General features: G+C 69.2%; 26 protein-coding genes, 1 tRNA gene and 1 pseudogene. 14 read left to right on the forward strand and 14 right to left on the reverse strand.

What is annotated here, in order from left to right; genetic code table 11:
* Positions 1–143: 143 nt before the first annotated feature.
* The 4 genes from ASG37_RS14315 to rlmN all read left to right on the forward strand — a co-directional run bounded on the left by ASG37_RS14315 (position 144) and on the right by rlmN (position 3,287).
* Positions 144–797 (forward strand): histidine phosphatase family protein, encoded by a 654-nt coding sequence (locus ASG37_RS14315; RefSeq protein WP_055761734.1) that lies wholly within the window; start codon positions 144–146, stop codon positions 795–797.
* The gene (locus ASG37_RS14320) at positions 794–1,246 is read left to right on the forward strand and encodes a hypothetical protein (protein ID WP_055761739.1); all 453 of its coding nucleotides are present in this window, start codon (positions 794–796) and stop codon (positions 1,244–1,246) included. The genes ASG37_RS14315 and ASG37_RS14320 overlap by 4 nt, the downstream gene beginning before the upstream one ends.
* Positions 1,247–1,368: 122 nt before the next feature.
* A complete protein-coding gene (locus ASG37_RS14325) occupies positions 1,369–2,097 on the forward strand; it encodes an NYN domain-containing protein (RefSeq protein ID WP_055761742.1) in 729 nt (242 codons plus the stop codon).
* Positions 2,094–3,287, forward strand: coding sequence for a 23S rRNA (adenine(2503)-C(2))-methyltransferase RlmN (rlmN, locus tag ASG37_RS14330; RefSeq protein WP_055761745.1), 1,194 nt, complete (start codon positions 2,094–2,096; stop codon positions 3,285–3,287). The genes ASG37_RS14325 and rlmN overlap by 4 nt, the downstream gene beginning before the upstream one ends.
* Positions 3,288–3,407: 120 nt before the next feature.
* Here the strand turns inward: rlmN and ASG37_RS14335 are convergent, their stop codons facing one another.
* Positions 3,408–4,403: a ligase-associated DNA damage response exonuclease gene (locus ASG37_RS14335; protein ID WP_055761747.1), complete on the reverse strand. Its 996-nt coding sequence runs from the start codon at positions 4,401–4,403 to the stop codon at positions 3,408–3,410.
* An 81-nt stretch (positions 4,404–4,484) separates the two neighbouring features.
* Here ASG37_RS14335 and ASG37_RS14340 point away from each other — a divergent pair, with 81 nt between their 5' ends.
* Positions 4,485–5,750, forward strand: a complete 1,266-nt coding sequence (locus ASG37_RS14340; RefSeq protein WP_200909822.1) for a DUF5690 family protein — start codon at positions 4,485–4,487, stop codon at positions 5,748–5,750.
* A gap of 5 nt (positions 5,751–5,755) precedes the next feature.
* Here ASG37_RS14340 and ASG37_RS14345 read toward each other — a convergent pair.
* The 5 genes from ASG37_RS14345 to ASG37_RS14365 all read right to left on the reverse strand — a co-directional run bounded on the left by ASG37_RS14345 (position 5,756) and on the right by ASG37_RS14365 (position 8,272).
* Positions 5,756–5,832, reverse strand: a tRNA-Arg gene (locus ASG37_RS14345).
* Positions 5,833–5,869: 37 nt separating this feature from the next.
* On the reverse strand, positions 5,870–6,535 hold the full coding sequence (gene nth / locus ASG37_RS14350; RefSeq protein ID WP_055761753.1) for an endonuclease III: 666 nt from the start codon (positions 6,533–6,535) through the stop codon (positions 5,870–5,872).
* Positions 6,532–7,260 (reverse strand): 4-hydroxy-tetrahydrodipicolinate reductase, encoded by a 729-nt coding sequence (gene dapB / locus ASG37_RS14355; protein WP_055761758.1) that lies wholly within the window; start codon positions 7,258–7,260, stop codon positions 6,532–6,534. The genes nth and dapB overlap by 4 nt, the downstream gene beginning before the upstream one ends.
* Before the next feature lie 67 nt (positions 7,261–7,327).
* Positions 7,328–7,699, reverse strand: coding sequence for a hypothetical protein (locus ASG37_RS14360; RefSeq protein ID WP_230770873.1), 372 nt, complete (start codon positions 7,697–7,699; stop codon positions 7,328–7,330).
* Positions 7,700–7,747: 48 nt separating this feature from the next.
* Entirely contained in the window at positions 7,748–8,272 is a 525-nt protein-coding gene (locus ASG37_RS14365) for a DUF2306 domain-containing protein (protein WP_055761761.1), read from the reverse strand.
* A gap of 175 nt (positions 8,273–8,447) precedes the next feature.
* On the opposite strand from ASG37_RS14365, the gene ASG37_RS14370 reads away from it, so the two are divergent.
* The 7 genes from ASG37_RS14370 to ASG37_RS14400 all read left to right on the forward strand — a co-directional run bounded on the left by ASG37_RS14370 (position 8,448) and on the right by ASG37_RS14400 (position 13,024).
* Positions 8,448–9,236, forward strand: coding sequence for a LytTR family DNA-binding domain-containing protein (locus ASG37_RS14370; RefSeq protein ID WP_055761764.1), 789 nt, complete (start codon positions 8,448–8,450; stop codon positions 9,234–9,236).
* Between the two features lie 199 nt (positions 9,237–9,435).
* Positions 9,436–9,813 carry a fluoride efflux transporter FluC gene (locus ASG37_RS14375; protein ID WP_057687654.1) on the forward strand — a complete coding sequence of 126 codons (378 nt, stop codon included), beginning with the start codon at positions 9,436–9,438 and terminating at the stop codon, positions 9,811–9,813.
* Complete coding sequence (locus tag ASG37_RS14380; protein ID WP_055761769.1) at positions 9,810–10,904, forward strand: RluA family pseudouridine synthase; 1,095 nt, start codon at positions 9,810–9,812, stop codon at positions 10,902–10,904. The genes ASG37_RS14375 and ASG37_RS14380 overlap by 4 nt, the downstream gene beginning before the upstream one ends.
* Positions 10,904–11,479 (forward strand): FMN-binding negative transcriptional regulator, encoded by a 576-nt coding sequence (locus ASG37_RS14385; RefSeq protein WP_055761772.1) that lies wholly within the window; start codon positions 10,904–10,906, stop codon positions 11,477–11,479. The genes ASG37_RS14380 and ASG37_RS14385 overlap by 1 nt, the downstream gene beginning before the upstream one ends.
* Complete coding sequence (locus tag ASG37_RS14390; protein WP_055761775.1) at positions 11,476–12,135, forward strand: HAD-IA family hydrolase; 660 nt, start codon at positions 11,476–11,478, stop codon at positions 12,133–12,135. Before ASG37_RS14385 ends, ASG37_RS14390 begins: the two co-directional genes overlap by 4 nt.
* The gene (locus ASG37_RS14395) at positions 12,132–12,341 is read left to right on the forward strand and encodes a hypothetical protein (protein WP_055761779.1); all 210 of its coding nucleotides are present in this window, start codon (positions 12,132–12,134) and stop codon (positions 12,339–12,341) included. Before ASG37_RS14390 ends, ASG37_RS14395 begins: the two co-directional genes overlap by 4 nt.
* Entirely contained in the window at positions 12,338–13,024 is a 687-nt protein-coding gene (locus ASG37_RS14400; RefSeq protein WP_055762402.1) for an ATP12 family chaperone protein, read from the forward strand. Before ASG37_RS14395 ends, ASG37_RS14400 begins: the two co-directional genes overlap by 4 nt.
* 544 nt (positions 13,025–13,568) lie before the next feature.
* Here ASG37_RS14400 and ASG37_RS14405 read toward each other — a convergent pair.
* The 5 genes from ASG37_RS14405 to ASG37_RS14425 all read right to left on the reverse strand — a co-directional run bounded on the left by ASG37_RS14405 (position 13,569) and on the right by ASG37_RS14425 (position 18,807).
* The gene (locus tag ASG37_RS14405) at positions 13,569–14,588 is read right to left on the reverse strand and encodes a LacI family DNA-binding transcriptional regulator (protein WP_055761782.1); all 1,020 of its coding nucleotides are present in this window, start codon (positions 14,586–14,588) and stop codon (positions 13,569–13,571) included.
* Between the two features lie 162 nt (positions 14,589–14,750).
* Complete coding sequence (locus tag ASG37_RS14410; protein ID WP_055761785.1) at positions 14,751–16,172, reverse strand: amino acid permease; 1,422 nt, start codon at positions 16,170–16,172, stop codon at positions 14,751–14,753.
* Between the two features lie 40 nt (positions 16,173–16,212).
* Complete coding sequence (locus tag ASG37_RS14415) at positions 16,213–16,869, reverse strand: GntR family transcriptional regulator (protein WP_055761788.1); 657 nt, start codon at positions 16,867–16,869, stop codon at positions 16,213–16,215.
* Positions 16,866–17,864, reverse strand: a complete 999-nt coding sequence (locus ASG37_RS14420; protein WP_055761791.1) for a 4-hydroxyproline epimerase — start codon at positions 17,862–17,864, stop codon at positions 16,866–16,868. Before ASG37_RS14420 ends, ASG37_RS14415 begins: the two co-directional genes overlap by 4 nt.
* 10 nt (positions 17,865–17,874) lie before the next feature.
* Positions 17,875–18,807: a dihydrodipicolinate synthase family protein gene (locus tag ASG37_RS14425; RefSeq protein ID WP_055761793.1), complete on the reverse strand. Its 933-nt coding sequence runs from the start codon at positions 18,805–18,807 to the stop codon at positions 17,875–17,877.
* Between the two features lie 52 nt (positions 18,808–18,859).
* Here ASG37_RS14425 and ASG37_RS14430 point away from each other — a divergent pair, with 52 nt between their 5' ends.
* Positions 18,860–20,101 (forward strand): NAD(P)/FAD-dependent oxidoreductase, encoded by a 1,242-nt coding sequence (locus tag ASG37_RS14430; RefSeq protein ID WP_235525255.1) that lies wholly within the window; start codon positions 18,860–18,862, stop codon positions 20,099–20,101.
* 200 nt (positions 20,102–20,301) lie between these two features.
* Complete coding sequence (locus ASG37_RS14435; protein ID WP_055761796.1) at positions 20,302–21,483, forward strand: M24 family metallopeptidase; 1,182 nt, start codon at positions 20,302–20,304, stop codon at positions 21,481–21,483.
* Between the two features lie 45 nt (positions 21,484–21,528).
* Here ASG37_RS14435 and ASG37_RS17725 read toward each other — a convergent pair whose 3' ends face one another.
* From ASG37_RS17725 to ASG37_RS14445, 3 genes and pseudogenes are all read right to left on the reverse strand, one after another.
* Positions 21,529–21,756 carry a hypothetical protein gene (locus ASG37_RS17725; RefSeq protein ID WP_156349222.1) on the reverse strand — a complete coding sequence of 76 codons (228 nt, stop codon included), beginning with the start codon at positions 21,754–21,756 and terminating at the stop codon, positions 21,529–21,531.
* A 67-nt stretch (positions 21,757–21,823) separates the two neighbouring features.
* Positions 21,824–21,901: pseudogene (locus tag ASG37_RS14440) on the reverse strand.
* Between the two features lie 82 nt (positions 21,902–21,983).
* Positions 21,984–23,723 carry a DUF885 domain-containing protein gene (locus ASG37_RS14445; protein ID WP_055762408.1) on the reverse strand — a complete coding sequence of 580 codons (1,740 nt, stop codon included), beginning with the start codon at positions 23,721–23,723 and terminating at the stop codon, positions 21,984–21,986.
* Positions 23,724–23,729 lie beyond the last annotated feature (6 nt).

The following is a 23,729-nucleotide window of genomic DNA, read 5'->3' on the forward strand; positions in this document are numbered from 1 at the left end:
GGTGTTACTCCGTCAACAAGTGCCCGCACGTCACATCCGGCGGGCGCACGGCTCCAATGGACGGTTTGGCCGGGCGTTGCATGAACCTCACCTAAACAGCGAAATCCGTTGCAATCGGGCAACATCCCCTTGAAAGCAGGGCCATGACAAACCAGCGCAAGGGGCGAGACTTCATCGCCCGTCACGGCGAGACGGTGTATAATATCGCGCAGCGGATGCAGGGCGACCACCCGCACACCCCGCTGACCCGTGCCGGCTTCGCGCAGGCCGATGCGATGGGCGCGGCACTGCGCGGGATATTGGGCGTTCGCCCCAAAATCACGCTCTGGGCGTCGAGCGCAGGGCGCGCGCTCCAGACGCTGGCGATCATCGCCGAGCATCTCGACCTCGACTGGCACGGCGCGCATCGCGACGACCGGCTGGTCGAGATCGGCATGGGCGAGTGGTCGGGGCGCTATTATCACGAGCTGACCGGTCCGCACGCCGACTTCCTCGATGTCGAGGCCAGGCTGTATCGCCGGCCCGCGCCCGGCGGCGAATGGTATGACGCGATCGCCGCGCGCGTCGGCGGCTGGGCGGCGGATACCCATGACGATCCCGGCGACCGGCTGGTCATCATGCACGGCATGTCGAGCCGGGTGTTGCGCGGGGTGCTGACCGGGGCCGAGGTGCTGCCGCCATTCGATGCGCCGGTCGCCCCCGATCTGCCGCAAGGGTCGATCGTGCGGATCGAGGGCGGTCGCGAGACGGTGGTGCATACCGGCAGCGGCCGGGCGTCGGTTTCGGCCCCGGCGTGATCGCGCTGCTGCTGGCGGTCGCCGCGCCGCCGCAGGCGATCGGCATCTACCGGCGCTGGGGTGCGTTCAGGGGCACCGGGCCCAGCCGCTGCTACGCCATCGCCCAGCCGGTCGAGCCCAAGGGCGGCCGCGCGTTCGCGAGCGTCGCCAACTGGCCGGGCGCAGGCGTGCGGGCGCAGGTCCATGTGCGGCTCAGCCGCGCGCGGGCCGAGCGCGCGCGGGTCGTGCTGGCGATCGGCGAGCGGCGCTTCGAGCTGACCGCGGGGGCGAGCGACGCCTGGGCACCCGATGCCGCCGCCGACCGGGCGATCGTGGCGGCGATGCGCGGCGGCCGGTCGATGAGCGTCGAGAGCGTGAGCGCCGCCGGCGCGCCGTTCGTCGACGTCTATGGCCTGAGCGGCGCGGCGAGCGCGATCGACGCGGCGCGGCTGGGGTGCCTGCGCGGTTGACTTTTTTTGTCAATCCGCTATGTAATTACTCATCAGGCCCCCGGTAGCCGTCTTGAGGCGCTCGCAAGAGCAGACATCAGCTCAAGGCCGCCCCCGGGGGCAACCTGTTTTTGGTGCCCGTCATGTCGACTGCCGTCGTGATCGACGGCGCGTTTTTCCTGCGCCGTTTCAGCAACGCCTTTCCCAATCTGGATTCGGATAGCGCCGAGGATGTGGCGCTGGGCGTCATCTCGATGGCCGCGTTCCATGTGTCGACCCGGCTGCACGCCACGCCGACATGGCAGGGCAATGTCGATGGCGAGCGGTATCGGCCCGAGGAAACCCGCGAACTCTATCGCATCTTCTTCTACGATTGCCCGCCATGGACCAAGCGGCTGCACACGCCGGTTGGCAAACGGTCGATCGATTTCAGCCGGACGCCGGCGGCACGACTGCGCATGGCGATCCATGAAAAACTGCACCAGACCCGCAAGGTCGCGGTGCGGCTGGGCCGGCTGAACGACAAGCTGTCGCCGTGGCGGTTGAAACCCACTGCGGTGGAACGCTGGCATCGCGACGGTTTCGCGCCGACCGACGATGATTTCGAACTGGACGTGATCCAGAAGGGCGTCGACATGCGCCTTGGCCTCGACGTCGCGTCGATGGCCTACAAGCGGCAGGTGGACCAGATCGTCATGGTCGCCGCCGACGCCGATTTCGTACCGCCCGCCAAACTGGCACGGCGGGAGGGCATCGATGTGGTGCTCGACCCGATGTCGGCGCATGTCGCCCCCGATCTTCTTCAACACGTCGATGGCGTCCGCAATTGTCGGATGCAGATCGGCTCGCCCCTGACGGAGCCACGCCCATGACCCCCGCGATGCCGATCCCCGGCCATGTCGATCCCGTGCCGGTGCCACGGCCTGCCGTGCCGCGTGCCGACGGGCGCACCGACCTGATCGGGCTGTCACGCCCCGAAATCCGCGACGCGCTGGCCGCCGCCGGGCTGGATGCGCGTCAGGCGAAGCTGCGCACCAAGCAGCTCTGGCACTGGATCTACAATCGCGGCGTGACCGAATTCGCCGCGATGACCGATATTGCCAAGGCGCAGCATCCGTTGTTCGAACGCCATTTCGTGATCGGCCGGCCTGACGTGAAAGAGGCGCAGGTGTCGAACGACGGCACGCGCAAGTGGCTGCTGACCTCGCCCGACGGGCAGGATTACGAGATGGTGTTCATCCCCGATGCCGATCGGGGGACTTTGTGCGTGTCGAGCCAGGTCGGCTGCACGCTCAACTGCACCTTCTGCCACACCGGCACGATGCGGCTGGTGCGCAACCTGACGCCGGGCGAGATCGTGGGGCAGGTGATGCTGGCGCGCGATGCGCTGGGCGAATGGCCGAGCCAGCCAGAGGGGCGGATGCTGACCAACATCGTGATGATGGGCATGGGCGAGCCGCTGTATAATTTCGACGCGGTGCGCGATGCGCTGGGCGTCGTGATGGACGGCGACGGCCTTGCGCTGTCCAAGCGGCGGATCACGCTCAGCACCTCGGGCGTGGTGCCGATGATGGCGCGCGCGGGCGCGGAGATCGGCGTGAACCTCGCAGTGTCGCTCCATGCCGTGACCAAGGAAGTGCGCGACGAGATCGTGCCGCTCAACCGCAAATACGGCATCGAGGAACTGTTGCAGGCGTGCGCCGATTATCCCGGTGCCAACAACGCGCGGCGGATCACCTTCGAATATGTCATGCTGAAGGACAAGAACGACAGCGACGCCGATGCGCGCGAGCTGGTGCGGTTGCTGCGCAAGTACCAGTTGCCGGCGAAGGTCAACCTGATCCCGTTCAATCCGTGGCCGGGGACGGTGTACGAATGCTCGACGCCCGAGCGGATTCGCGCGTTCAGCGAGATCGTGTTCGAGGGCGGGATTTCGGCCCCGGTGCGCCGCACGCGCGGGCAGGACATCGGCGCGGCATGCGGGCAGTTGAAGACCAGTGCCGAGAAGAAGAGCCGGGCGGAGCGCGATCGCGAGGCGGCGTTCTTGGCTGATCCGGCGTAGCCGGATCAGGGCGGTGCCGGCCCGCTCCCCCACCCGGCCACCCATCGAGAGTACCGTGTGGGTGGCCGGGTGGGGGAGCGGGCCGGCACCGCATCCGCGTGAGCGGATCAACCATCTGCCCTAATCATCCTCGTCCTCGAAACCGACGAGGTCGAGCGCGCGGGCCTTGATCTGGCGGGTCATGCACCAGTGGACCAGCGCGTCCTCGCGGCCGTGCGTCACCCAGACTTCGCGCGGGGCGATTTCGGTGAGCGTCGTCGTCAGTTCGTCCCAGTCGGCATGATCGGACAGGATCAGCGGCAGTTCGACGCCGCGCTGGCGGGCGCGCTGGCGCACCCGCATCCAGCCGCTGGCCATCGCCGTAATCGGATCGGGCAGCCGCCGCGACCAGCGATCGCCCAGCGCCGAGGGCGGGGCCATGACGATATGGCCCTGTAGATCGGCCTTGTCCGCGTCCATCACGGCACGCAGCTCGCCCAGATCGACGCCGAGTTCGACATAGAGATCGCACAGCCGTTGCAGCGCGCCGTGCAGATAGATCGGTTCGTGATAACCCAGCGCGCGAACCTCGGCGATCACCCGCTGCGCCTTGCCCAGCGCATAGGCGCCGACCAGCACGCAGCGTTCCGGCTCGGTGGTGAGCGCGGCGAGCAGCTTGCGCATCTCGTCGCGCGTGTCGGGGTGGCGGAACACGGGGAGGCCGAAGGTCGCCTCGGTCACGAACACGTCGCACTTCACCGGTTGAAACGGCGCGCAGGTCGGGTCGGCACGACGCTTGTAGTCGCCCGATACGACGACCCGCTCGCCGGCATGGTCGAGGACGATCTGCGCCGATCCCAGCACATGGCCGGCGGGGACGAACGACACGTCGATGCCGTCCATCGCGATGCTTTCGCCGTACGCGACGGGGACGCCGTTCTGCGGGCCGTAGCGGACGGCCATGATCGCCAATGTCTCGGGCGTCGCCCACACCTGGCCATGGCCGCCGCGCGCGTGATCGGCATGGCCATGCGTCACCAGCGCGCGGGCGACGGGTTGCGACGGATCGATCCACGTATCGATCGCGGGAAGATAGATGCCGGTCGGCTGCGGCGAGATCCAGCGGGCAAGGGCCATGGTGGACAAGATGGGACGCCCCGCCCCCGCTGCCAACCGGTCACGGAACCGACATGGTAGCGGTTCAATACAGCGTGCATCGTGCCGCCCCCCACCCCCACTAGTCGCCAGCTCCTGACCGCCGGGCTGGCCGCGTTCGCCGTCTATTTCGCGATGTACGCCTTTCGCAAGCCGGTGACGGCGGTGGGCTTCGCCGATCAGGCGGCGCTATGGCCGGGGCTGGACTATAAGGCGACGATCGTGATCGCGCAGGCGATCGGCTATGCGCTGTCCAAGATGCTGGGGGTGCGGGTGGTCGCCGCGCATCGTGCGGGCGGGCGCGGGCGGTTGATCCTCGCGCTGGTCGCGCTGGCGTGGGGGGCGCTGATCGGCTTCGCGCTGCTGCCGGCGCGGTTCGGGCCGCTCTGCCTGTTCCTGAACGGATTGCCGCTGGGGATGATCTGGGGGCTCGTGTTCCGCTATCTGGAGGGGCGGCGGGCGTCCGACCTGCTGGCGGCGATGCTGACCGCCAGCTTCATCCTGTCGTCGGGCGTGACCAAGAGCGTCGGGGCGCTGCTGGTCGCAGGCGGGGTGTCGCCGTTCGTCATGCCGGCGCTGACCGGCGTGCTGTTCGCGCCGGTGCTGGTCGTCGCGCTGGTGGTGCTCGGCCGGCTGCCCCCACCCGATGCGGCGGACGAGGCGGCGCGCGGCGTCCGCCTGGCGATGGATGGGCCGGCGCGGCGGGCCTATGTCCGCGCGCATGCCGTGCCGCTGATCGTGCTGATCCCCGGCTATATGATCCTGACCGCGCTACGCGATTTCCGCGACAATTTTGCCCCCGAACTATGGGCGGCGCTCGGCCACGCCGCCTCGCCCGCGATCTTTGCGGTATCGGAGGTGCCGGTGACGATCGTCGTGCTGGCGGCCATGGCGCTGCTGACGCTGGTGCGCAGCAATCTGGGCGCGCTGCTGACGATCCATGCGGCAGTGTTCGCCGGCGCGGTGCTGCTGGTCGTGGCGACGTTGCTGTTCCGCTCGGGGGTGCTCGGGTCGGTCGGCTGGGTGATCTGGACCGGGATCGGCATCTACATCGCCTATGCCCCGTTCAGCGCGGTGCTGTTCGACCGGATGATGTCGCTGTCGCGGATGCCGGGCAATGCCGCGTTCCTGATCTATCTCGCCGATTCGTTCGGCTATGCCGGCAGCGTCGCGCTGCTGGTGCTGCGTACGCTGACGCAGGGGCATGGCGCATGGCTCGGCTTCTTCGAGCGCGCGGTGCTGACGACCGGGGTCGTGCTGGCGGTGGCGAGCGCGGTGTCGGCGGCGTGGTTCGTGCGGCGGCATGGCGGCACACAATCGACGCGGTAGGAAACTGGTGCACCCGACTGGATTCGAACCAGTGGCCTCTGCCTTCGGAGGGCAGCGCTCTATCCAGCTGAGCTACGGGTGCATCGCCGGAACGCAGGCACCTAGCAAAGCGTGATGGCTTATGCCAGCCGTTTCGCCGGTTTTTCGGGCGGAGCCGGCGTTTTCGGGCGGAAAGCGCACAGATCGGCGACCGGGCAGCGCCAGCATTCAGGCCGCCGCGCCTTGCAGACATAGCGGCCGTGGAGGATCAGCCAGTGGTGCGCGTGGAGCCGGAACGGCTGCGGCACGACGCGGTCGAGCACCGCCTCCACCGCGTTCGGCGTCTTGCCGCGCGCGAGGCCGGTGCGGTTGCCGACGCGAAAGATATGGGTGTCGACCGCGAAGGTTTCCGCGCCGAACGCGACGTTCATCACGACGTTGGCGGTCTTGCGCCCGACGCCGGGCAGCGTTTCCAGCGCGGCGCGATCCGCCGGGACCTGTCCGCCGTAATTGGCGACCAGCGACTCGCTGAGCGCGATCACGTTCTTCGCCTTTGCGTTGAACAGGCCGATGGTGCGGATGTGCGCCTTCAGGCCATCCTCGCCCAGCGCGATCATCTTTTCGGGCGTGTCGACGGTGGCGAACAACGCGCGCGTCGCCTTGTTCACGCCGACGTCGGTCGCCTGCGCCGAGAGGACGACCGCGACCAGCAGCGTATAGTCGTTGACCGATTCGAGTTCGGTTTCGGGGTGCGGATTGTCCGACGCCAGCCGTTCGAAAAAGGCGAAGACGTCCGCCTTCCTCAAACGCCGACCACCGCGTCCATGCCATGGCGACCGACGGGAGCCTGCGTCAGCCACTGGGCGGCACGCACCGCGCCGCGTGCGAACAGCGCGCGGTCGTCGGCGCGGTGCGACAGCTCGATCCGCTCGCCCTCACCCGCGAACACCACCTGATGATCGCCGATGACGGTGCCGCCGCGCAGCGATGCGAAGCCGATCGTGCCGCCCGCGCGCGCGCCGACGAGTCCCGCGCGGCCGATCACCCCGCTGTCGGCGAGCGTGGTGCCCAGCCCCTCGGCGGCGGCATCGCCCAGCATCAGCGCGGTGCCCGACGGCGCGTCGACCTTCAGCCGGTGGTGCGACTCGACGATCTCGATGTCCCAGTCGGGACCCAGCCGCCGCGCGGCGTCGCGCACCAGCCGCGACAAGAGCGCGATGCCGAGCGAGGTGTTGCCGGTCTGGAGCACGGCAATGTCCTGCGCGGCGGCATCGATCATCGCCTGGTGACGGTCGCTCAGGCCGGTGGTGCCGATCAGGATCGGGGTGGCGTGCGCGCGCGCCGCCGCCAGATTGGCCTCGAGCGCCAGTGGCGAGGAGAAGTCGACCAGCACGTCGGCCTTGGCCGCGAGCGCCGCGGGATCGTCGCCCTGATCGGTGCCGCCGGCGAAGCCTTCGCCGATCCGTTCGATCTCGCGTTCGATCGCGTGCCCCATTCGGCCCTGCCGGCCGAAGATGCCGATGCTGGTCATTGATCTTCGTCCGCCATGATTCCGCCCAGGGGCTCCATGGCCCCGCGTGCGACGGGGTGCAAGCGGATCAGCGCCCGACGTGCGCGATCGGGGCCTCGGCATATTTGGGATCGGCGGAGTTGAAATCGGTCTGCGGCACGAAGGTGCGCGACGTGAGCGCGACATTGCCGAGGCCGAGCAGCTTGAACGTGCCAAGCTTCGTCACCTTGGGCGCGCTGCCGGCGCGTTCGACCGTCACCGCATCGACGTGCAGGTCGCCGTGCCGGGTCCACAGCATGTGCGGGGCGAGCAGCATGTCCATGTTGTTGTAGCGGACCGAGATGCAAATCTTCTGCATCAGCGCGAAGCGAATGATGTCGCTGATCGACGCGCGCAGTTCCTCGGTGGCGGAATCGGTCGCAGGGTCGCGATCCTGCGTGGAGGCGGTGACGTTGTGCATTGCAGCATAATGTAACGGTTGTGACCGCCATCGGCAAGAGGCGCGGCCTCATCCAAAAGCCCAAGTCCACATGACCCGCCCCGGCGCGAAGGCGAACATCCCCGGAATGACCAGCGCGCCGATATACATGCCGATCAGCCGGTTGCGATGCTTGGCGATCCGGCCGGCGCGGGCCGCGGCGATCGCGGCCCATGCGGCGAGGAGCGTGACCGGCACGAAGATGTGAATCCACGAGAAACCACCATGGTTGAGCTGGCGGATGAAGAGCGCGCTCAAGGCGGTCGACACCATCAACCCCATCCAGACGCGGCCGAGCAGGCGGTGGCGTGCCCCGCCCTTGCGCGTGAGCAGGACATAGAGGCCGAGCGGGATCGCGGGCAGCACGCTCATCAGGTGGATCGCGACCGCCACGTCATGCGCGCCGGGCGCGACGGGGGCGAGCCCGACGAGCGCGCGCAGCAGCGCATAGATGCTGCCAAGGCCGAGCAACCCGCCGCCGACAATCGCCACGATCCGCGCGGCGAGCGGCACGTCGGGGGTGACGGGGGGGCGGGAAAGCGTGGCGGCGGTCATCGATCGGCTCCAGTAGCTGGTGTCGGTCCCGGTGATGGCGTACCGCGCTTCGCGGGCAAGCGGGGTTACGCGAAACCGGCACGGGCCATCGTGAAAGCGGCGCCCTGCCCCTTCACGAAGCGTGAAATGGCAGGGTATTGGACGCCCGTCCTGTCCCTTTCCGAGCGAACCGCCGATGCCCGATGCCCGCCGATTGCTGATCGATCTTGCCATCATCGGCGGCGTGGGTGTCGTGCTGGCGGTGCTGGGGCCGTTCGGCAGCTTCGCCGCGCCGTTCGCGTGGCGGCTGGTGTATTGGGTGGCGGTCGTACTGGCGGGATACCTTTGCTACCGGCCGGCGACGGTGGCGGCGTGCCGGGTGGCGGACGCGCTCGACCTGCCCGAAGCGGCACTGTGGGTCGTCGCCTGCCTGATCGCGACGGTGCCGATGACGGTGCTCACCTGGGCGGCGAACGGGATCTGGCAGCCGCTGGTCCTGCCCTCGGCAAGCGGGTGGCTTGCCACCTATGCCAATGTGCTGGTGCTGGGGTCGGCGATCACGCTGATCTTCTGGCTCGGGCACCGGCGGGTGCTGCGCACGACGCCGGTGGTGGAACGGATCGAGCCGCCTGCCCCGCCGGTTGCGCCAGTGGCCAAAGCGCTGCCGGCCCCGGCGTTTCTCGACCGGTTGCCGCCGCATCTGGGACGCGAGCTGATCGCGCTGGAGATGGAGGATCATTATGTCCGGGCGCATACCCCGGCGGGGTCGACGCTGATCCTGATGCGGATGCGCGACGCGGCCGCCGAGCTGGAGGGCATCGACGGCCGGCTGGTCCACCGGAGCTGGTGGGTGGCGCGCGGCCATGTGCGGGGGATGACCCGCGACGGGCGCAACCTCCGCCTGACGCTGACCGGCGGGATCGAGGCCCCGGTCGCACGCGGACAGGTGGAGGCGTTGCAGGGCGAGGGGTGGTTTCAGGGCTGATCGACATTCAGCTGATGCCACCCCTTTTCGTCGTTTCCGCGCAGGCGGGAACCCATAGACGCAGCGGATTTGGTTCGATGACCGGCGGCGGCGTGTATGGATCCCCGCCTGCGCGGGGATGACGCTTGTATCAAGGTGGCGGGATCATGCGCCAGACCGGTTCCCCCCGGCGGCCTTATCGGGTAACGGCTGTCCGATCATGGGCAATTTATTTTTCGTCATGGCCGGCGGTGCTGTCGGCTCGGGGCTGCGTTACCTGTTCGGTCGCGTCATGCTGTCGCTGTCGGGGCCGGGCTATCCGTGGGGGACGCTGGGGGTGAACCTGATCGGCGGCCTCGCCATGGGGCTGTTGATGGGCACGCTCGCGCGGACCGGCGGGAGCGAGCCGGTGCGGCTGCTGCTCGGCGTCGGCGTGCTGGGCGGGTTCACGACCTTTTCGGCGTTCTCGCTCGACATGGTGACGATGATCGAGCGGGGGCAGCCGGCGCTGGCGCTGGGCTATGTATTGCTATCGGTCGTGGGTGCGGCGGTGGCGCTGTTCGCGGGCCTTACGATCACGCGGGGAGTGGCGGCATGAGCGGCAACGATGTGCGCCAGTTCACCGTCGGGGCGGACGACGACGGCATCCGGCTCGACCGCTGGTTCAAGCGGCACCTGCCCGACACGACCTTCAACGTCGTGTCGCGCTGGGCGCGCACCGGGCAGTTGCGGGTCGATGGCGCGCGGGTGCAGCCGGGCGGGCGGCTGAGCGCCGGGCAGGTGCTGCGCGTGCCTCCCCCTGAGTCGGCGGTGGTGGCGCAACCGCGTGCCAAGGCCGAACGCCCGCCGCTGACCGCAGAACAGACCGAGCTGGCACAGTCGATGGTGATCCACCGCGATGGCCAAGCGATCGTGCTGAACAAGCCGCCGGGTCTGGCGACGCAGGGCGGGACCAAGACCCACGACCATGTCGACGGGCTGCTCGACGCGCTGCAATTCGATGGCGAGGGGCGGCCCAAGCTGGTCCACCGGCTCGACAAGGATACGTCGGGCGCGCTGCTGATCGCGCGGACGTCGCGCGCCGCCGCGTTCTTCGCCAAGTCGTTTTCGGGGCGGACCGCCAAGAAGGTCTATTGGGCGCTGGTGGTCGGCGTGCCCGACATCGCCGACGGGATCGTCGACCTGCCGATCGCCAAGCAGCCGGGCACCGGCGGCGAGAAGATGCACGTCGACGAGGACGAAGGGCAGCCCGCGCGGTCGCGCTATCGCGTGATCGAACGGGTCGGCAACCGCGCCGCATGGGTCGAGTTGCAGCCGTTCACCGGGCGCACGCATCAGTTGCGCGTCCATATGGCGGCGATCGGCCATCCGATCGTCGGCGACGGCAAATATGGCGGGCAGGCCGCGTTCCTGACCGGCGGGGTCAGCCGCAAGATGCACCTGCACGCCCGGCGCATCCGCATCGACCATCCCGATGGCGGGCAGTTGGACATCACCGCCGAACTGCCGCCGCATATCGCCGAGAGCATCGACCTGCTGGGCTTCGACCTGTCGCTGGGGCAGGCGATGATCGACGACGGCCCGCCGCCCGTCACCCGCGCCGACCTGAAGGCCAAGGCCAAGGCGCATGCCAAGACGTATCGCAAGGAACGGCGCGGCGAGCGGCGGTCGCGGGGCAGCCGCGACTGATGCACCCCAATGCCGCGTTCCATATGGACGAGGCCGCCGGGCGGGACTTCGTCGCCGGGGAGGGCTTCGGGGCGTTGTTCGCGGTGACGCCCGACGGGCCACGGGTGGCGCAGGTGCCGGTGGTGATCGGCGACGACGGGACGCTGCGCTTTCATCTGGCGCGCACCAATGCGCTGACGCCGCATCTGGCCGGCACCCGCGCGCTGTTCGTGGCGGGCGGGCCGCACGCCTATGTCTCGCCGACATGGTATGCGACCGGGCCGGACGAGGTGCCGACATGGAATTACGTGTCGGTCGAGGTCGAGGGGACGATAGCGCCGATCGATCGTGCCGCGCTGATCGGACAGATCGGGGCGATGGCGGCGGCCTATGAGGACGCAGCCGGCTGGCGGCTCGACCAGATGGCGGCGCACAAGGCCGAGGCGATGCTGGGCGCGATCACCGGGTTCGCGCTGGTGCCCGATGTGTGGCGCGGCACCGCCAAACTGAGCCAGAACAAGCTACCGGCGGTGCGGGCGCGGGTGATCGCGGCGCTGGGCGATCATCCCTTGGCGGCCCGGATGCGCGCGGCATGACGAAGCTGGCGGTGTTCGATTGCGACGGGACGCTGGCCGACGGGCAGGCGAACATCTGTCGCGCGATGGCGCTGGCGTTCGCCGATGCGGCGCTGCCCGCGCCCGATCCGCGCGCGGTGCGGCGGATCGTGGGGTTGAGCTTGCCGCAGGCGGTGGCGCTGCTGGCCCCGGCGATCGGCGAGGCGGGACATCAAACGGTGGCCGAGGGGTACAAGCGCCATTTCCGGGCGATGCGGATCGACGGGCGGCTGCTGGAGGAACCGTTGTTTCCGGGCATCGCCGAATTGCTCGACCGGTTGATCGATGCGGGCTGGCGGCTGGGGGTGGCGACGGGCAAGTCCGATCGCGGCCTCGCGCTGCTGCTGGCGCATCATGGCCTGTCGCGCCATTTCGTGACGCTCCAGACCGCCGACCGGCATCCATCGAAGCCCGATCCGGCGATGCTGCTGGCGGCGATCGCCGAAGCGGGTGCGACGCGCGAGACGACGGTGATGATCGGCGATACCGCGTTCGACATGGGCATGGCGCGCGCAGGCGGCACCCGCGCCATCGGGGTGGAATGGGGCTATCATCCCCCCGCCGAACTGGTCGCGGCGGGGGCCGATGCGCTGGCGCAGGATGCGGTGGCGCTTGGACGGTTGCTGGAGGTGGCATGAGTGCGAACGATCCCGCGCGGAACCGCTGGCTGGTGCTGGTCGGCGTCCGCATCGCGACCGCGATCGGCGCGGTGTTCGGCGTGGTGTTGATCGCACGGGCGGGCGACACGTTACCCAAGGTGCTGGGCACCGCGATCGTGCTGTCGGCGCTGTACGCGATGGCGGTGGTGCCGCGTGGGCTGGCCGCGAAATGGCGCAGCAAGTGAGGCGGTTCTGGAAGGACGTGACCGTCACCCCGGAGGGCGGGATCGCGCTCGACGGAAAGCCGGTGCGCACGCCGGGGCGGCTGCCGCTGGTCGTGCCCTTCCCCGCGCTGGCCGAGGCGATCGCGGCGGAATGGCGCGCGGTCGGCGAGACGATCGATCCGCGCGCGATGCCGCTCACCGGCCTCGCCAATGCCGCGATCGAGCGGGTCGCGCCCGATCCGGTCGCGTTCGGTTCGGGCATCGCCGTCTATGGCGCGAGCGACCTCACCTGCTACCGCGCCGGGGACGAGCCGCTCGCCGGACGGCAGGCGGCGGCATGGGACCCGGTGCTGGACTGGGCGCGCGACCGGTACGGCGTCGAATTCATCGTGACCGACGGGGTGATGCCGGTCGAACAGCCGCCGCTGACGCTTGCCCGGTTGCGCGAGGCGGTGGTTGGATTGTCGCCATGGGTGCTGGCGCCGCTGTCGCCGATCGTGAGCCTGACCGGATCGTTGCTGCTCGGGCTGATGCTGGTCGAGCGGGCGATTTCGGCGGAGGCGGCTTGGGGCGCGGCGCATGTCGACGAGGACTGGCAGGCCGAGCAATGGGGTGAGGATTATCTGGCGGCCGAAGCTCGGGCGGTTCGGTTGCGGGAATATACGGCGGCTGTGGGAGCGCTTGGCGCGCCGGGCGAGGCGTAGCGAAGCTACGTCGAGCCGCACGAGGCGCGCCCGGCCGGCGGCGCGGAAAGCGCCGTCCGACGGCATGGGCTTTGCCCATGGCGGGTGTTGGAAGCACCCGGAACGGCTTCCGGTCAGGAACCGCATCGTCGGCGTGTATGGATTCCGGCCTTCGCCGGAATGACGATGGGGGCAGCGGTCGGGCGCGTTGCGGCGGCGGTAATTCCCCCCAAAGTTTACAAAGTTTACACTTGCGGCGCGTTTTGGCGGGGGTGTTGGTGTCTCGATCCGTCACCCCTAACCGTCGCCCCAGCGAAGACTGGGGCCTCGCGCGGCTCCTGCTGCGCGCTATCGCAGGGAGATCCCAGCCTTCGCTGGGATGACGCTGGTGGATGGGTTGGAAGAAGAAGGTTGGTTCACGCGGAGGCGCGGAGGCGCGGGGGGGGGGGGGCCGCATGGGGACACGCCGCGCGTTCCGATGTGGTGGAGGGGCTGCTCGCGCAGCCGGGGGCGGGACGGTCCATGCCGTCCACGCTGCATCAACGACCGCCCTGTAGGACAGCGCCTATCGCGGCGGCGCGGTCGAGCCGTGGAGGTCGAGGTCGAGCGTGACGCCCGGTTCGGCGTCGGCGGGGCGGCCCTCGATGCGGTCGATCAGGCGGCGGGTGATGGTGGCGGCCATGTCGGCGATCGGGCGGCGGACGGTGGTGAGCGCGGGCGTCAGCATCATTGCCAGGATGCTGCCGTCGAAGCCGACCACCGACAGGTCGCCCGGCACCGACAGGCCGTGGCCGGCGGCGACCTTCAGCACGGCGGCGGCCATCACGTCGTTGCCGGCGAAGATCGCGGTCGGGCGCGGATCATGCGCCAGCACCGCCTGCGCGCCGGCCACGCCCGAATCGAAGCCGTAATCGCCGATCGCCTCGGTCAGCAGGGCGATGCCCCGCTGCGCCAGCGCGGCAACGAAGCCGGCGCGGCGTTCAAGCGCGCTGTGCGCGTCGGCGGGACCCGAGATCAGCGCGACGCGGGTATGGCCGAGGTCGAGCAGATGCGCGGCGACGGCGGCGGCGGCACCACGCTCGTCAGCCACCAGCATCGCGTCATAGCCCTCCAGCCGGACCGAGGAGAGTGCTACCGCCGGCACGCCGACCTGCGCCAGCCGGTAGGGCAGCGCGGCGATGCCCGACACCGGCGGCACGACGACGACCCCGTCGACGCGCGAGCGCTGGACGAATTCGATCACGTCCTCGGCCGGATCGCCGCCATCGGCGCGGACCGGGTGGACGACCAGTTCATAGCCGCGCACCGACGCTTCGCGCACCATGCCGCGTTGCAGGGGATCGAGCACCAGCGCGTTGCGATCGTTGTGGACGAGGCCCAGCAGGAACGAGCGCCCGGTGGCAAGGCCGCGCGCGCGGGCGCTGGGACGGAACTGGAGCGCGGCGATGACCGCCTCGACCTTTTCGCGCGTCTCGGCATTCACCAGCGGCGAGCGGTTGAGCACGCGCGAGACGGTGCGGATCGACACCTGCGCGCGCGCCGCGACGTCGGCGATGGTGGTTCCGCTCTGGGGGGTGTCGTGCATCAGACGATGGGTATCGCCCGACGGGGCGGTCGGGCGCAAGGGGCGGCACGCGGACACCCACTTCGTCACCCCCGCGCAGGCGGGGGTCCATAGACGCAACGGCAACGCTTCTATCAGAAGCGTCAGCGTTTATGGATTCCCGCCTGCGCGGGAATGACGGGTTTAGTCGAACACCCCGCCCTTTGCCCGCAGCGCGCGGCTCGCACGGCGGCCGTAGGCGAGGTAGATCGCGAGGCCGATCGCGTTCCAGATCAGGAAGCGGACCAGCGTCGCGCCGGGCAGGCTGTGGAGCAGATAGAGGCAGCCGAGGATCGCCCCCGTCCCCACCACCATCGGCGCGGGGCAGCGGAACAGGCGTTTGGCGGTCGGCGCGGTGCGGCGCAGCACCATCAGGCAGGCACCGACCGCGACGAAGGCGACGAGCGTGCCGGCATTGGCCAGCTCGGCGATCTCGTCGAGGCGGAACAGCCCGGCGACGACCGCGATCGACAGGCCGGTCAGCACGGTGATCCGCGTCGGCGCGCCGCTGCGCTTGCTGACGGTGGCGAGGCTTGCGGGCAGCAGCCCGTCGCGCGCCATGACGAAGAAGATGCGGCTCTGCCCGTACATCATCACGAGGATGACCGAGGGGAGCGCGATGACGGCGGCGAGCGCGATCAGATAGGCGGCGGTCGGTTGATTGAGGGTGCGCAGCACCAGCGCGAGCGGCTCGGACGAATTGGCCAGCGTCTGGAACGGCACCGCGCCGATCGCCGCCACCGCGACGCCCATGTAGATCGCGGTACACAGCAGCATCGACCCGACGATGCCGATCGTCAGGTCACGGCCGGGGTTCTTCGCTTCCTCGGCCGAGGTCGCGACCGCGTCGAAGCCGTAGAATGCGAAGAACACGATCGCCGCCGCTGCCATCACTCCGCGCTTGGTCCCCTCCACCTCGGTACTGCCAAAGCCATAGGGCATGAACGGGTGGAGGTTGTTGGCGTCGAACGCGGGCATGGCGAAGGCGATGAACACGCCCAATGCCACCAGCTTGATGACGACCAGCACGATGTTGAGCGTCGCGCTCTCGCGCGTGCCCGCCACCAGCATCCCCATCACCGCCAGTGCGACCAGCACGGCGGGCAGGTTGACGATGCCGCCGCCATGCGGCCCGGCGAGCAGTTCGGGCGGGAGCGTGACGCCGATCGCCTGAATCCACCCGACCAGATAGCCCGACCAGCCGACCGCGACCGTCGAGCAGGCCAGCGAATATTCGAGGATCAGCGACCAGCCGACGACCCATGCCGCCGTTTCGCCCAGCGCCACATAGCTGAAGGTATAGGCGCTGCCCGCCGCCGGGATCATCGTCGCCAGTTCGGCATAGGCAAGCGCGGCGCAGGCGCACACTGCGCCGGCAATGGCGAAGGCGAGGATGACGGCGGGGCCGGCGCGCTCCGCCCCCACCCCGGTCAGCGTATAGATGCCGGTGCCGACGATCGCGCCGACCCCCAGCGCGATCAGATGCGGCCAACTGAGCGTCTTGGCGAGCGCCTGTCCCGCCGGGGCGTGCTGCCCCAATGGTTTGCGCGGTCCGATGATCGACATGGCCTGTTTCCCCCCCTGTGCCGTCGTCCGTCCGCTCAGGTCAGGCGGCGGTGAATTGTCCGTGCAGATCGTGCAGCGTCGCCTCGATATGGCGATGCAGCAAGGCCTCGAGCGCCACCGCGTCGCGCGCCAGCCACGCATCGATCAGGTGGCGATGTTCGAGATGCGCGCGGGCGTCGCGCCCGGCGGGTTCGAGATGGCGGATGACGTAGCGTTCGGCGAGGAACGCCAGCCGTTCGATCAACTGCGTCGTCAGCAGCCCGCCGCCCGGCCGCACCAGCGCGACGTGGAACGCGCGGTTGCACACCGCGACCTCGGCGAGATTGGTGTGCGCCGCCTTGTCGAGCGCATGGAACGCGGCCAGCGCCTCGGCCCGTTCGGCATCGTCGGCGAGCGCGGCGGCGCGCGCGGCGGCGGCGGGTTCGATCGCGAGGCGCAGCGCATAGATCTCGTCGGCCTGATCCGTCGACATCGGGCGGACCGAATAGCCGCGATTGGCCTGGCTGACGAGCAGCCCTTCCTGTTCCAATCGGCCGAGCGCCTCGCGCAGCGGAATCTTGCTCACCCCCAGTTCGGCGGCCAGCGCGTCCTGCCGGATCGGGGCATCCTCACCCAGACTGCCGGTGACGATGCGGTCGCGGACGATGGTGAACACCTGATCGGACAGGGTGCGGACGACGATTGCGGAACTGTTCACCGGACGACGAACCCCTGCCAGAACGGATCGGCGCGATCGATCCAGATGGTGTTGAAGCCGGTGGCGATCGCCGACCCCTCGATCGAGGGGATGATGGCGGGCACGTCGCCGAGGCTCGTCGCTGCCTCGACCCGGCCGGTGAAGCGGCTGCCGATATAGCTTTCGTGGACGAAGCTGTCACCGATCGCCAGCCGCCCGGTGGCGGCGAGGTGCGCGAGCCGCGCCGAGGTGCCGGTACCGCACGGGCTCCGGTCGATCGCGCCGTCGCCGTAGAAGACCGCGTTGCGGCCGTCAGCGCCCTCGCCCTTCGGCACGTCGGCCCATAGCACGTGGCTGACGCCGCGAATCGTCGGGTCGAGCGGATGGACCGGCTCGAACACCGCGCGCACCGCGTCGCGCAACGCCCGGCTGTGGGCGATGATCGCCTCGGCCCCGAGCGAATCGAGGCCGGTGTAGCCGCCCTGCGGCTCGACGATCGCGTAATAGTTGCCGCCATAGGCGACGTCGACCTTGAGCGGCCCGAGGCCGGGCAGGTCGATGGCGATGCCGGTCGCGGCGAGATAGGCGGGGACGTTGGTGATCTTCACCGACGTCACCCTGTCACCCTCGCTCCGGTAGGCGATGCCGATGATCCCGGCGGGCACCTCGACGCGCAGGAGGCCCGGCGTGGTCGGCTGGATCAGGCCGTGTTCGAGGCCGAAGGTGATGATGCCGATCGTGCCGTGCCCGCACATCGGCAGGCAGCCCGAGGTTTCGATGAACAGGATGCCGATGTCGCAATCGGGCTGCGTCGGCGGATAGAGGAACCCGCCCGACATCATCGCATGGCCGCGTGGTTCGAAGCACAGCCCGGTCCTGATCCAGTCGAAGCGGGACAGGAAATCCTGTCGCCGCTCCGACATGGAGGCCCCTTTCAACAAGGGTGCGCCACCTGCGACCAGCCGCACCGGATTGCCGGCGGTATGCCCGTCGATGCAGAAGAAGCTGTGGCGCATCGGCGTGCGATCAGGCCGCGGCGGCGGCGGCGGCGGGCTGGAACGAGGGCAGGTCGGGGCGAGTCGCCGCCGCCTGTTCGACCATCGCGATCACCTGGGCGCGGCGCTCGCCGATCAGCGGCAGGCGCGGCGGGAGCACGCGCTCCGACCCGCGACCCATGACCTGTTCGGCCAGCTTGATCGACTGCACCAGATCGTGATCGGCATCGAGGTGGAGCAGCGGCATGAACCAGCGATAGATTTCCATCGCCTTAGCATGATCGCCACGCTGGAACGCGCGCACCAGCTCGACCGATTCGCGCGGGAAGGCGTTGGTGAGGCCCGACACCCAGCCCTGCGCGCCGAGGTACAGCCCTTCGAGCGCGACGTCGTCGAGGCCGGCGAACAGCACGTAGCGGTCGCCGAACGCGGTCTTCACATCGGTGAAGCGGCGCGTGTCGGGAGCCGATTCCTTGATCGCGACGATGGTCGGCGCATCGGCCACCATCTCCAGCACCGTGTTGTCGATCTGGGTGCGATAGGCCGGCGGGTTGTTGTAGAGCATGATCGGCAGCGCGGTCGCCGCCGCCACGCCCTTGAAATGCGCGGCCAGTTCATGCGCCTTGGGCACATAGACCATCGGCGGGAGCAGCATGAGGCCGTCCGCCCCGGCCTTTTCCGCCGCGATCGCATAGGCGACCGCGCGGCGGGTATCATATTCGGACACGCCGGTGACGACGGGGACGCGGCCGTCGACCACCTCGACGATCGCGGTGAGGACCGTGATCTTCTCGTCATGGGTCAGCGAGTTGTTCTCGCCCACCGTGCCCAGCGCGATGACGCCGGTCACGCCGTCGCGGATCAGATCGTCCACCACGCGCTGGGTATCGGCGAGATCGATCGAGAGATCCTCGCGAAGCTGCGTCGTCACCGCTGGAAACACACCTTGCCAATCAATCGTCATGCTCTGGTCCTGAAGTCTTGTCTGTGAATACCGTATACGATAATAGCGGGTGATGAACAAGGGGGCAAAGCGGACCATGCCGGACGATCGTATCGCCGTGGTCGGGGCCGGGATCGTCGGCCGGTCGATCGCACTGGCGCTGGCGGCCCGCGGGGAGCGGGTCGTGCTGATCGATGCGGCCGACGACCGCGCCGCACCATCATGGGGGAATGCCGGACATATTGCCACCGAACAAGTCGCGCCGATCGCGTCGTGGGTGACGATCCGGTCGATGCCCCGGCGGCTGTTCTGGCGCGGCGGGCCGGTGGGGCTGCCGATCGCGCAGATCGCGACGTGGCTGCCCTTCGCCGCGCGGCTGGTCGCGGCGTCTACCCCGAAGCGATTCGCCGCTGGACAGGCGGCGCTGCGCGCGATGCTGGCGCAGGCGATGCCGGCATGGGAGCGGCTGGCCCAAGCGATCGGACGGCGCGACCTGCTGCGCGAGGACGGCCATTTGATCGCATGGGAAAGTGCCGCCAGCGCCGCGGCGGGCCGGGCGTACTGGGGCAAGGCCGATACCGGCACCGCGCGGCTGGGCGAGGCGAGCGCCGACGATCTCGCCCGGTTGCGCGCGCTGTCGCCCGGCGTGGTCGATGCGATGCGCTTCACCGGCACCGGGCAGATCGCCGACCTGACCGCGCTGGCCGACGCGCTCGACGCCGCGCTGGCGGCGGCCGGGGTCGAGCGGTTGCACCGGCACGCCACGCTCGAACGCCATGGCCGGCGGATCGTGGTGGAGGGAGTCGCGGCTACCCGGGTGGTGATCGCCGCCGGGGTCGGCTCGGCCGCGCTGATGGCGGCGGCGGGGCATGCCGCCGTGCCGCTGATCGCCGAGCGCGGCTATCATCTGCGCGGCGATGCGGCCGCCTGGCCCGCCGACCTGCCGCCGGTGGTATTCGAGGACCGCTCGATCATCGTCACCCGCTATGCCGACCAGGTGCAGGTGGCAGGCTTCGTCGAGTTCGGCCGTGCCGACGCCCCACCCGACCCGCGCAAGAGCGACCGGTTGTGCGCGCATGTCACCGCGCTGCGCCTGCCGATCGCCGGGCCGTTCCGCCGGTGGATGGGGGCCCGGCCGACGCTGCCCGATTATCTGCCGGCGATCGGCCGGTCGACTCGCGCCGACAATCTCTATTATGCCTTCGGGCATCAGCATCTGGGGCTGACGCTGGGGCCGATCACCGGGGAATGGGTCGCGGCGCTGATACTTGGCGAAGCGCCGGTGCCTGTGGCGTTCGACGTCGAGCGGTTTTGATTCGGGTCGACCTTCGGTCGGAACGTGAGCAGAATTGCTCCCCCTCCCTGACAAGGAAGGGGCTGGGGGTGGGTCGGCCGGTTGTGGAACGCACACCTTGCCTCGCGGGCCGACCCACCCCCGACCCCTCCCTTGTCAAGGAGGGGAGACGTCGAGCACTTGGTTGAATGTCGATCCACCATGATACGGGACTTTGCAGCATGACCATCGGAACCTCCGACGCCGCGACCGAACTGGCGGCGATCCGTCCGCCCGCGACTCGGGTGCCGCCGATCGCAGCAGCGGAATATGCCGCGCGGGCGGCCAAGGCGCGGGCGTTGTGCGCGGCGGCGGGCGCAGGCGCGCTGCTGGTCCATGCCGGGGCGTCGCTGCGCTATTTCACCGGGGTGCCGTGGGGTGCGACCGAGCGGATGGTCGCGCTGCTGCTGCCGGTGGCGGGCGAGCCGGTGATGATCTGTCCCCGGTTCGAGCAGGGATCGCTGGAAGCCGACCTTCAAATCTCCGCCGATCTCGCGCTGTGGGACGAGGATGAGGACCCGGTCGCGCTGCTGGCGAAGGCCGCGCAAGGCATGGGCGCAATCGCGGTCGATCCGCAGCTTCCCTTCGCATGGGGGGCGAAACTGGCGCGGGCCGGGGCGACGCTGGTCGACGGATCGGGGGTGATCGACGGGTGCCGGATGGTGAAGTCGGCGGCCGAGCTGGCGTGTCTGGCGCAGGCCAAGGCGATGACGCTGGAGGTGCAGGCGCGCGCCGCGCGCATCCTGCACCCCGGGATCGCTGCCAGCGAGGTGATCGCCTTCATCGACGCAGCGCATCGCACGATCGGTGGCGGCGGATCGTTCTTCTGCGCGGTGCAGTTCGGCCATGCCACCGCCTTTCCCCACGGCCTGCCCGGCGACCAGCGACTGGCCGAGAACGAGCTGGTGCTGATCGATACCGGGTGCCGGGTACACGGCTATCATTCGGACATCACCCGCAGCTATGCCTTCGGGCAGGTGGACCGGCACGTCCGCGACATCTGGGACATCGAGCATGCGGCGCAGGCGGCGGCGTTCGCGGTCGCAGGACCCGGCGTGCCGTGCGAGATGGCCGATGCTGCGGCGCGCGCGGTGCTGTCCGCCCATGGGCTGGGGCCGGACTATGCGCTGCCGGGGCTGCCGCATCGCACCGGGCACGGCATTGGCCTGTCGATCCACGAGCCGGCCAATCTGGTGCGTGGCGACGTGACGCCGATGTCGGTGGGCATGTGTTTCTCGAACGAGCCGATGATCGTGGTGCCGGGGCGTTTCGGCGTGCGGCTGGAGGATCATTTCCATGTGACCGACGATGGCGCGGCGTGGTTCACGCAGCCGCAGCCGTCGATCGACCGGCCGTTCGGGTAGGGGGGAACGGATAGGGGTGCTTGGCTGCCGTGGCCCTGCCCCTTTTCAGACGGGCGGGCGTTTACCGCGACGCCACGCCGATGCCCGCCTCAAACAATAATAACATACCACCAGAGGCGACAGTGCAAGCGAGCAGAAGATCGCAAGACTGCCTGGATTTTTGCCGATGCCTCCAGCGCCGAAGAACCCGATCGTAAACACGACGAGGAATACAATCATCAGCGTGTAGACAGACGCGGCGGCTATCAGAATCGCGGAAACAAACTTGTTCACCACATCCTCCACGTAAGCCTTACACGCTGGTCTAGGGCCATGGCCGGTGTTCGCAATCATGCGAATCCGCCAGCGGCAGGGATCGAACCCGCACCCGGTTCCGGGATCGCTGTAGCGATACGTCTACCAATTCCGTCATGCTGGCATGGATGGTGTAACGTCCGATCGGGTTGCCACACAATGTCCGGTTCCGGGCAGCGTGTACCGAAGGACCGGCAACCGTACCCCTACCCCAGCGGATACGGCCCCTTGCCGCCCTCGGCGATGAAACGGTCGACCCGCGCGTCGATCATCGGCAGCGGGACCGATCCCAGCGCCAGCATCGCGTCGTGGAAGGCGCGGATGTCGAACTTGTCGCCCAGCGCCTTTTCCGCCTTTGCGCGGCCCTGCACGAACGCCATCTCGCCCATGTAATAGCTCAGCGCCTGTCCGGGCCATGCGATGTAGCGGTCGACCTCGGTCGTGATCTCGTGGGTCGACAGCGCGGTATTGTCTTTCAGGAAATTCTGCGCGCGCTCGCGGGTCCAGCCTTGCGAGTGGAGGCCGGTGTCGACCACCAGCCGGGCGGCGCGCCACATCTGGTAGCTGAGCATGCCGAAGATTTCATACGGGGTGGTGTACATCCCCATCTCTTCGCCGAGCGCCTCCGAATACAGCGCCCAGCCCTCGCCATAGGCCGAGAGATAGGCGTCGCGGCGATAGGCGGGGAGGTCGTCCAGCTCGGCGGCGAACGACATCTGCCACGCATGGCCAGGCGCGCTTTCGTGGAGCGTCAGCGCGGGCAATGAATAGAGCGGGCGCGCGGGCAAATTGTACGTGTTGACGAGGTAGATGCCCGGCCCGCCGCGCCCGCCGGTGTAGAAGGGGGCGAGGTCGGCCGGCACCGGTTTGATCGCGAAACGCGCGCGCGGCATGCGGTTGAAATATTGCGCCGCCTTGCCGTCGAACGTCTTGGCGATCCATGCCGCGCGGTCGAGCAGCGCCTGCGGCGTGGTGACGTAGAATTGCGGATCGGTGCGCAGGAAGTGCAGGAAACCGGGGAAATCGCCCTGCCATTTCGCGTCGCGCATCACGGTCTGCATCCGTGCTCGGATACGGGCGACTTCGGCGAGGCCGATGGCATGGACCTGATCGGCGGTCAGGTCGCGCGTGACATATTCGCGGACCTTGGAGGCGTAGTAGGCGCGGCCATCGGGCAGGTCGTAAGCGGCGAGGCTGGTGCGCGCGCCCGGGATATAGTCCTGTTGCAGAAACGCGAGGAGCCGCTGGTGCGCGGGGATCACCGCGCTGCCGATCAGGCGCAGCGCTTCGGCGCGTAGGCTTGCCTGGGTTGCGGGTGGGATCGTCGCCGGCATGGCCTTGAACGGGGCGTAGAAGGGCGATGCCTCGCCGGGCGCGGCGACCACCGCCGCCACGCCGGCGTCGCGCCCTTGCAGCGTGATCGCCGGGGGCGTGAAGCCGCGCGCGAGGCCGGCGCGCATGTTGGCGATGTTCTGGTCGAAATAGCGCGGGATCTGCGCCAGCCGGGCGAGATAGCCGCGATAGCCGGCCGCGTCGCGCAGCGGTTCGCCCGCCATGCCGGCGATGTCGATCCAGAAGCTGCTGTCGGCGTTGAGCGGCTTTTCCCAGTCGCGGAAGCGCTGCGCGGCGAGCAGCGCGGCGACCTGCGCACGGTAGACGGTGTAGTCGTCGCGCACCCCGGGCGAGAGTTTGGCCGGGTCGATCGCGTCCAGTGCGCGGGCGGTCGTTTCCCACCGGGCGAGGCGGGCGGCCTGTGCGGCGGGGCCGACGTCGGACAGGCCAGCATCGGGCGCAACCGACGAATCCTCGCCGGGGCCAGCCTGCGCCTTGCGCCAGTCGTACTCGGACGTGGCGAGCGTGGCGAAGGCGGTGTCGGCGGGGGTCCCCTGCGGTTGCTGCGCCATGACGGGGGTGGCGAGGAGGAGGGCGAAGGCCGACACCAGCATCGTCAC

The sequence above is a fragment of the Sphingomonas sp. Leaf407 genome (assembly GCF_001425385.1).
GTDB lineage: Bacteria > Pseudomonadota > Alphaproteobacteria > Sphingomonadales > Sphingomonadaceae > Sphingomonas.

Excerpts from the sequence above, each read along its gene's own strand:
- ASG37_RS14315 (WP_055761734.1), top strand. The coding sequence starts at position 144 with ATGACAAACCAGCGCAAGGGGCGAGACTTCATCGCCCGTCACGGCGAG.
- ASG37_RS14325 (WP_055761742.1), top strand. The coding sequence starts at position 1,369 with ATGTCGACTGCCGTCGTGATCGACGGCGCGTTTTTCCTGCGCCGTTTC.
- rlmN (WP_055761745.1), top strand. The coding sequence starts at position 2,094 with ATGACCCCCGCGATGCCGATCCCCGGCCATGTCGATCCCGTGCCGGTG.
- ASG37_RS14335 (WP_055761747.1), bottom strand. The coding sequence starts at position 4,403 with ATGGCCCTTGCCCGCTGGATCTCGCCGCAGCCGACCGGCATCTATCTT.
- dapB (WP_055761758.1), bottom strand. The coding sequence starts at position 7,260 with ATGACCAGCATCGGCATCTTCGGCCGGCAGGGCCGAATGGGGCACGCG.
- ASG37_RS14360 (WP_230770873.1), bottom strand. The coding sequence starts at position 7,699 with ATGCACAACGTCACCGCCTCCACGCAGGATCGCGACCCTGCGACCGAT.
- ASG37_RS14365 (WP_055761761.1), bottom strand. The coding sequence starts at position 8,272 with ATGACCGCCGCCACGCTTTCCCGCCCCCCCGTCACCCCCGACGTGCCG.
- ASG37_RS14370 (WP_055761764.1), top strand. The coding sequence starts at position 8,448 with ATGCCCGATGCCCGCCGATTGCTGATCGATCTTGCCATCATCGGCGGC.
- ASG37_RS14375 (WP_057687654.1), top strand. The coding sequence starts at position 9,436 with ATGGGCAATTTATTTTTCGTCATGGCCGGCGGTGCTGTCGGCTCGGGG.
- ASG37_RS14380 (WP_055761769.1), top strand. The coding sequence starts at position 9,810 with ATGAGCGGCAACGATGTGCGCCAGTTCACCGTCGGGGCGGACGACGAC.
- ASG37_RS14385 (WP_055761772.1), top strand. The coding sequence starts at position 10,904 with ATGCACCCCAATGCCGCGTTCCATATGGACGAGGCCGCCGGGCGGGAC.
- ASG37_RS14390 (WP_055761775.1), top strand. The coding sequence starts at position 11,476 with ATGACGAAGCTGGCGGTGTTCGATTGCGACGGGACGCTGGCCGACGGG.
- ASG37_RS14395 (WP_055761779.1), top strand. The coding sequence starts at position 12,132 with ATGAGTGCGAACGATCCCGCGCGGAACCGCTGGCTGGTGCTGGTCGGC.
- ASG37_RS14405 (WP_055761782.1), bottom strand. The coding sequence starts at position 14,588 with ATGCACGACACCCCCCAGAGCGGAACCACCATCGCCGACGTCGCGGCG.
- ASG37_RS14410 (WP_055761785.1), bottom strand. The coding sequence starts at position 16,172 with ATGTCGATCATCGGACCGCGCAAACCATTGGGGCAGCACGCCCCGGCG.
- ASG37_RS14420 (WP_055761791.1), bottom strand. The coding sequence starts at position 17,864 with ATGCGCCACAGCTTCTTCTGCATCGACGGGCATACCGCCGGCAATCCG.
- ASG37_RS14425 (WP_055761793.1), bottom strand. The coding sequence starts at position 18,807 with ATGACGATTGATTGGCAAGGTGTGTTTCCAGCGGTGACGACGCAGCTT.
- ASG37_RS14430 (WP_235525255.1), top strand. The coding sequence starts at position 18,860 with ATGAACAAGGGGGCAAAGCGGACCATGCCGGACGATCGTATCGCCGTG.
- ASG37_RS14435 (WP_055761796.1), top strand. The coding sequence starts at position 20,302 with ATGACCATCGGAACCTCCGACGCCGCGACCGAACTGGCGGCGATCCGT.
- ASG37_RS14445 (WP_055762408.1), bottom strand. The coding sequence starts at position 23,723 with ATGCTGGTGTCGGCCTTCGCCCTCCTCCTCGCCACCCCCGTCATGGCG.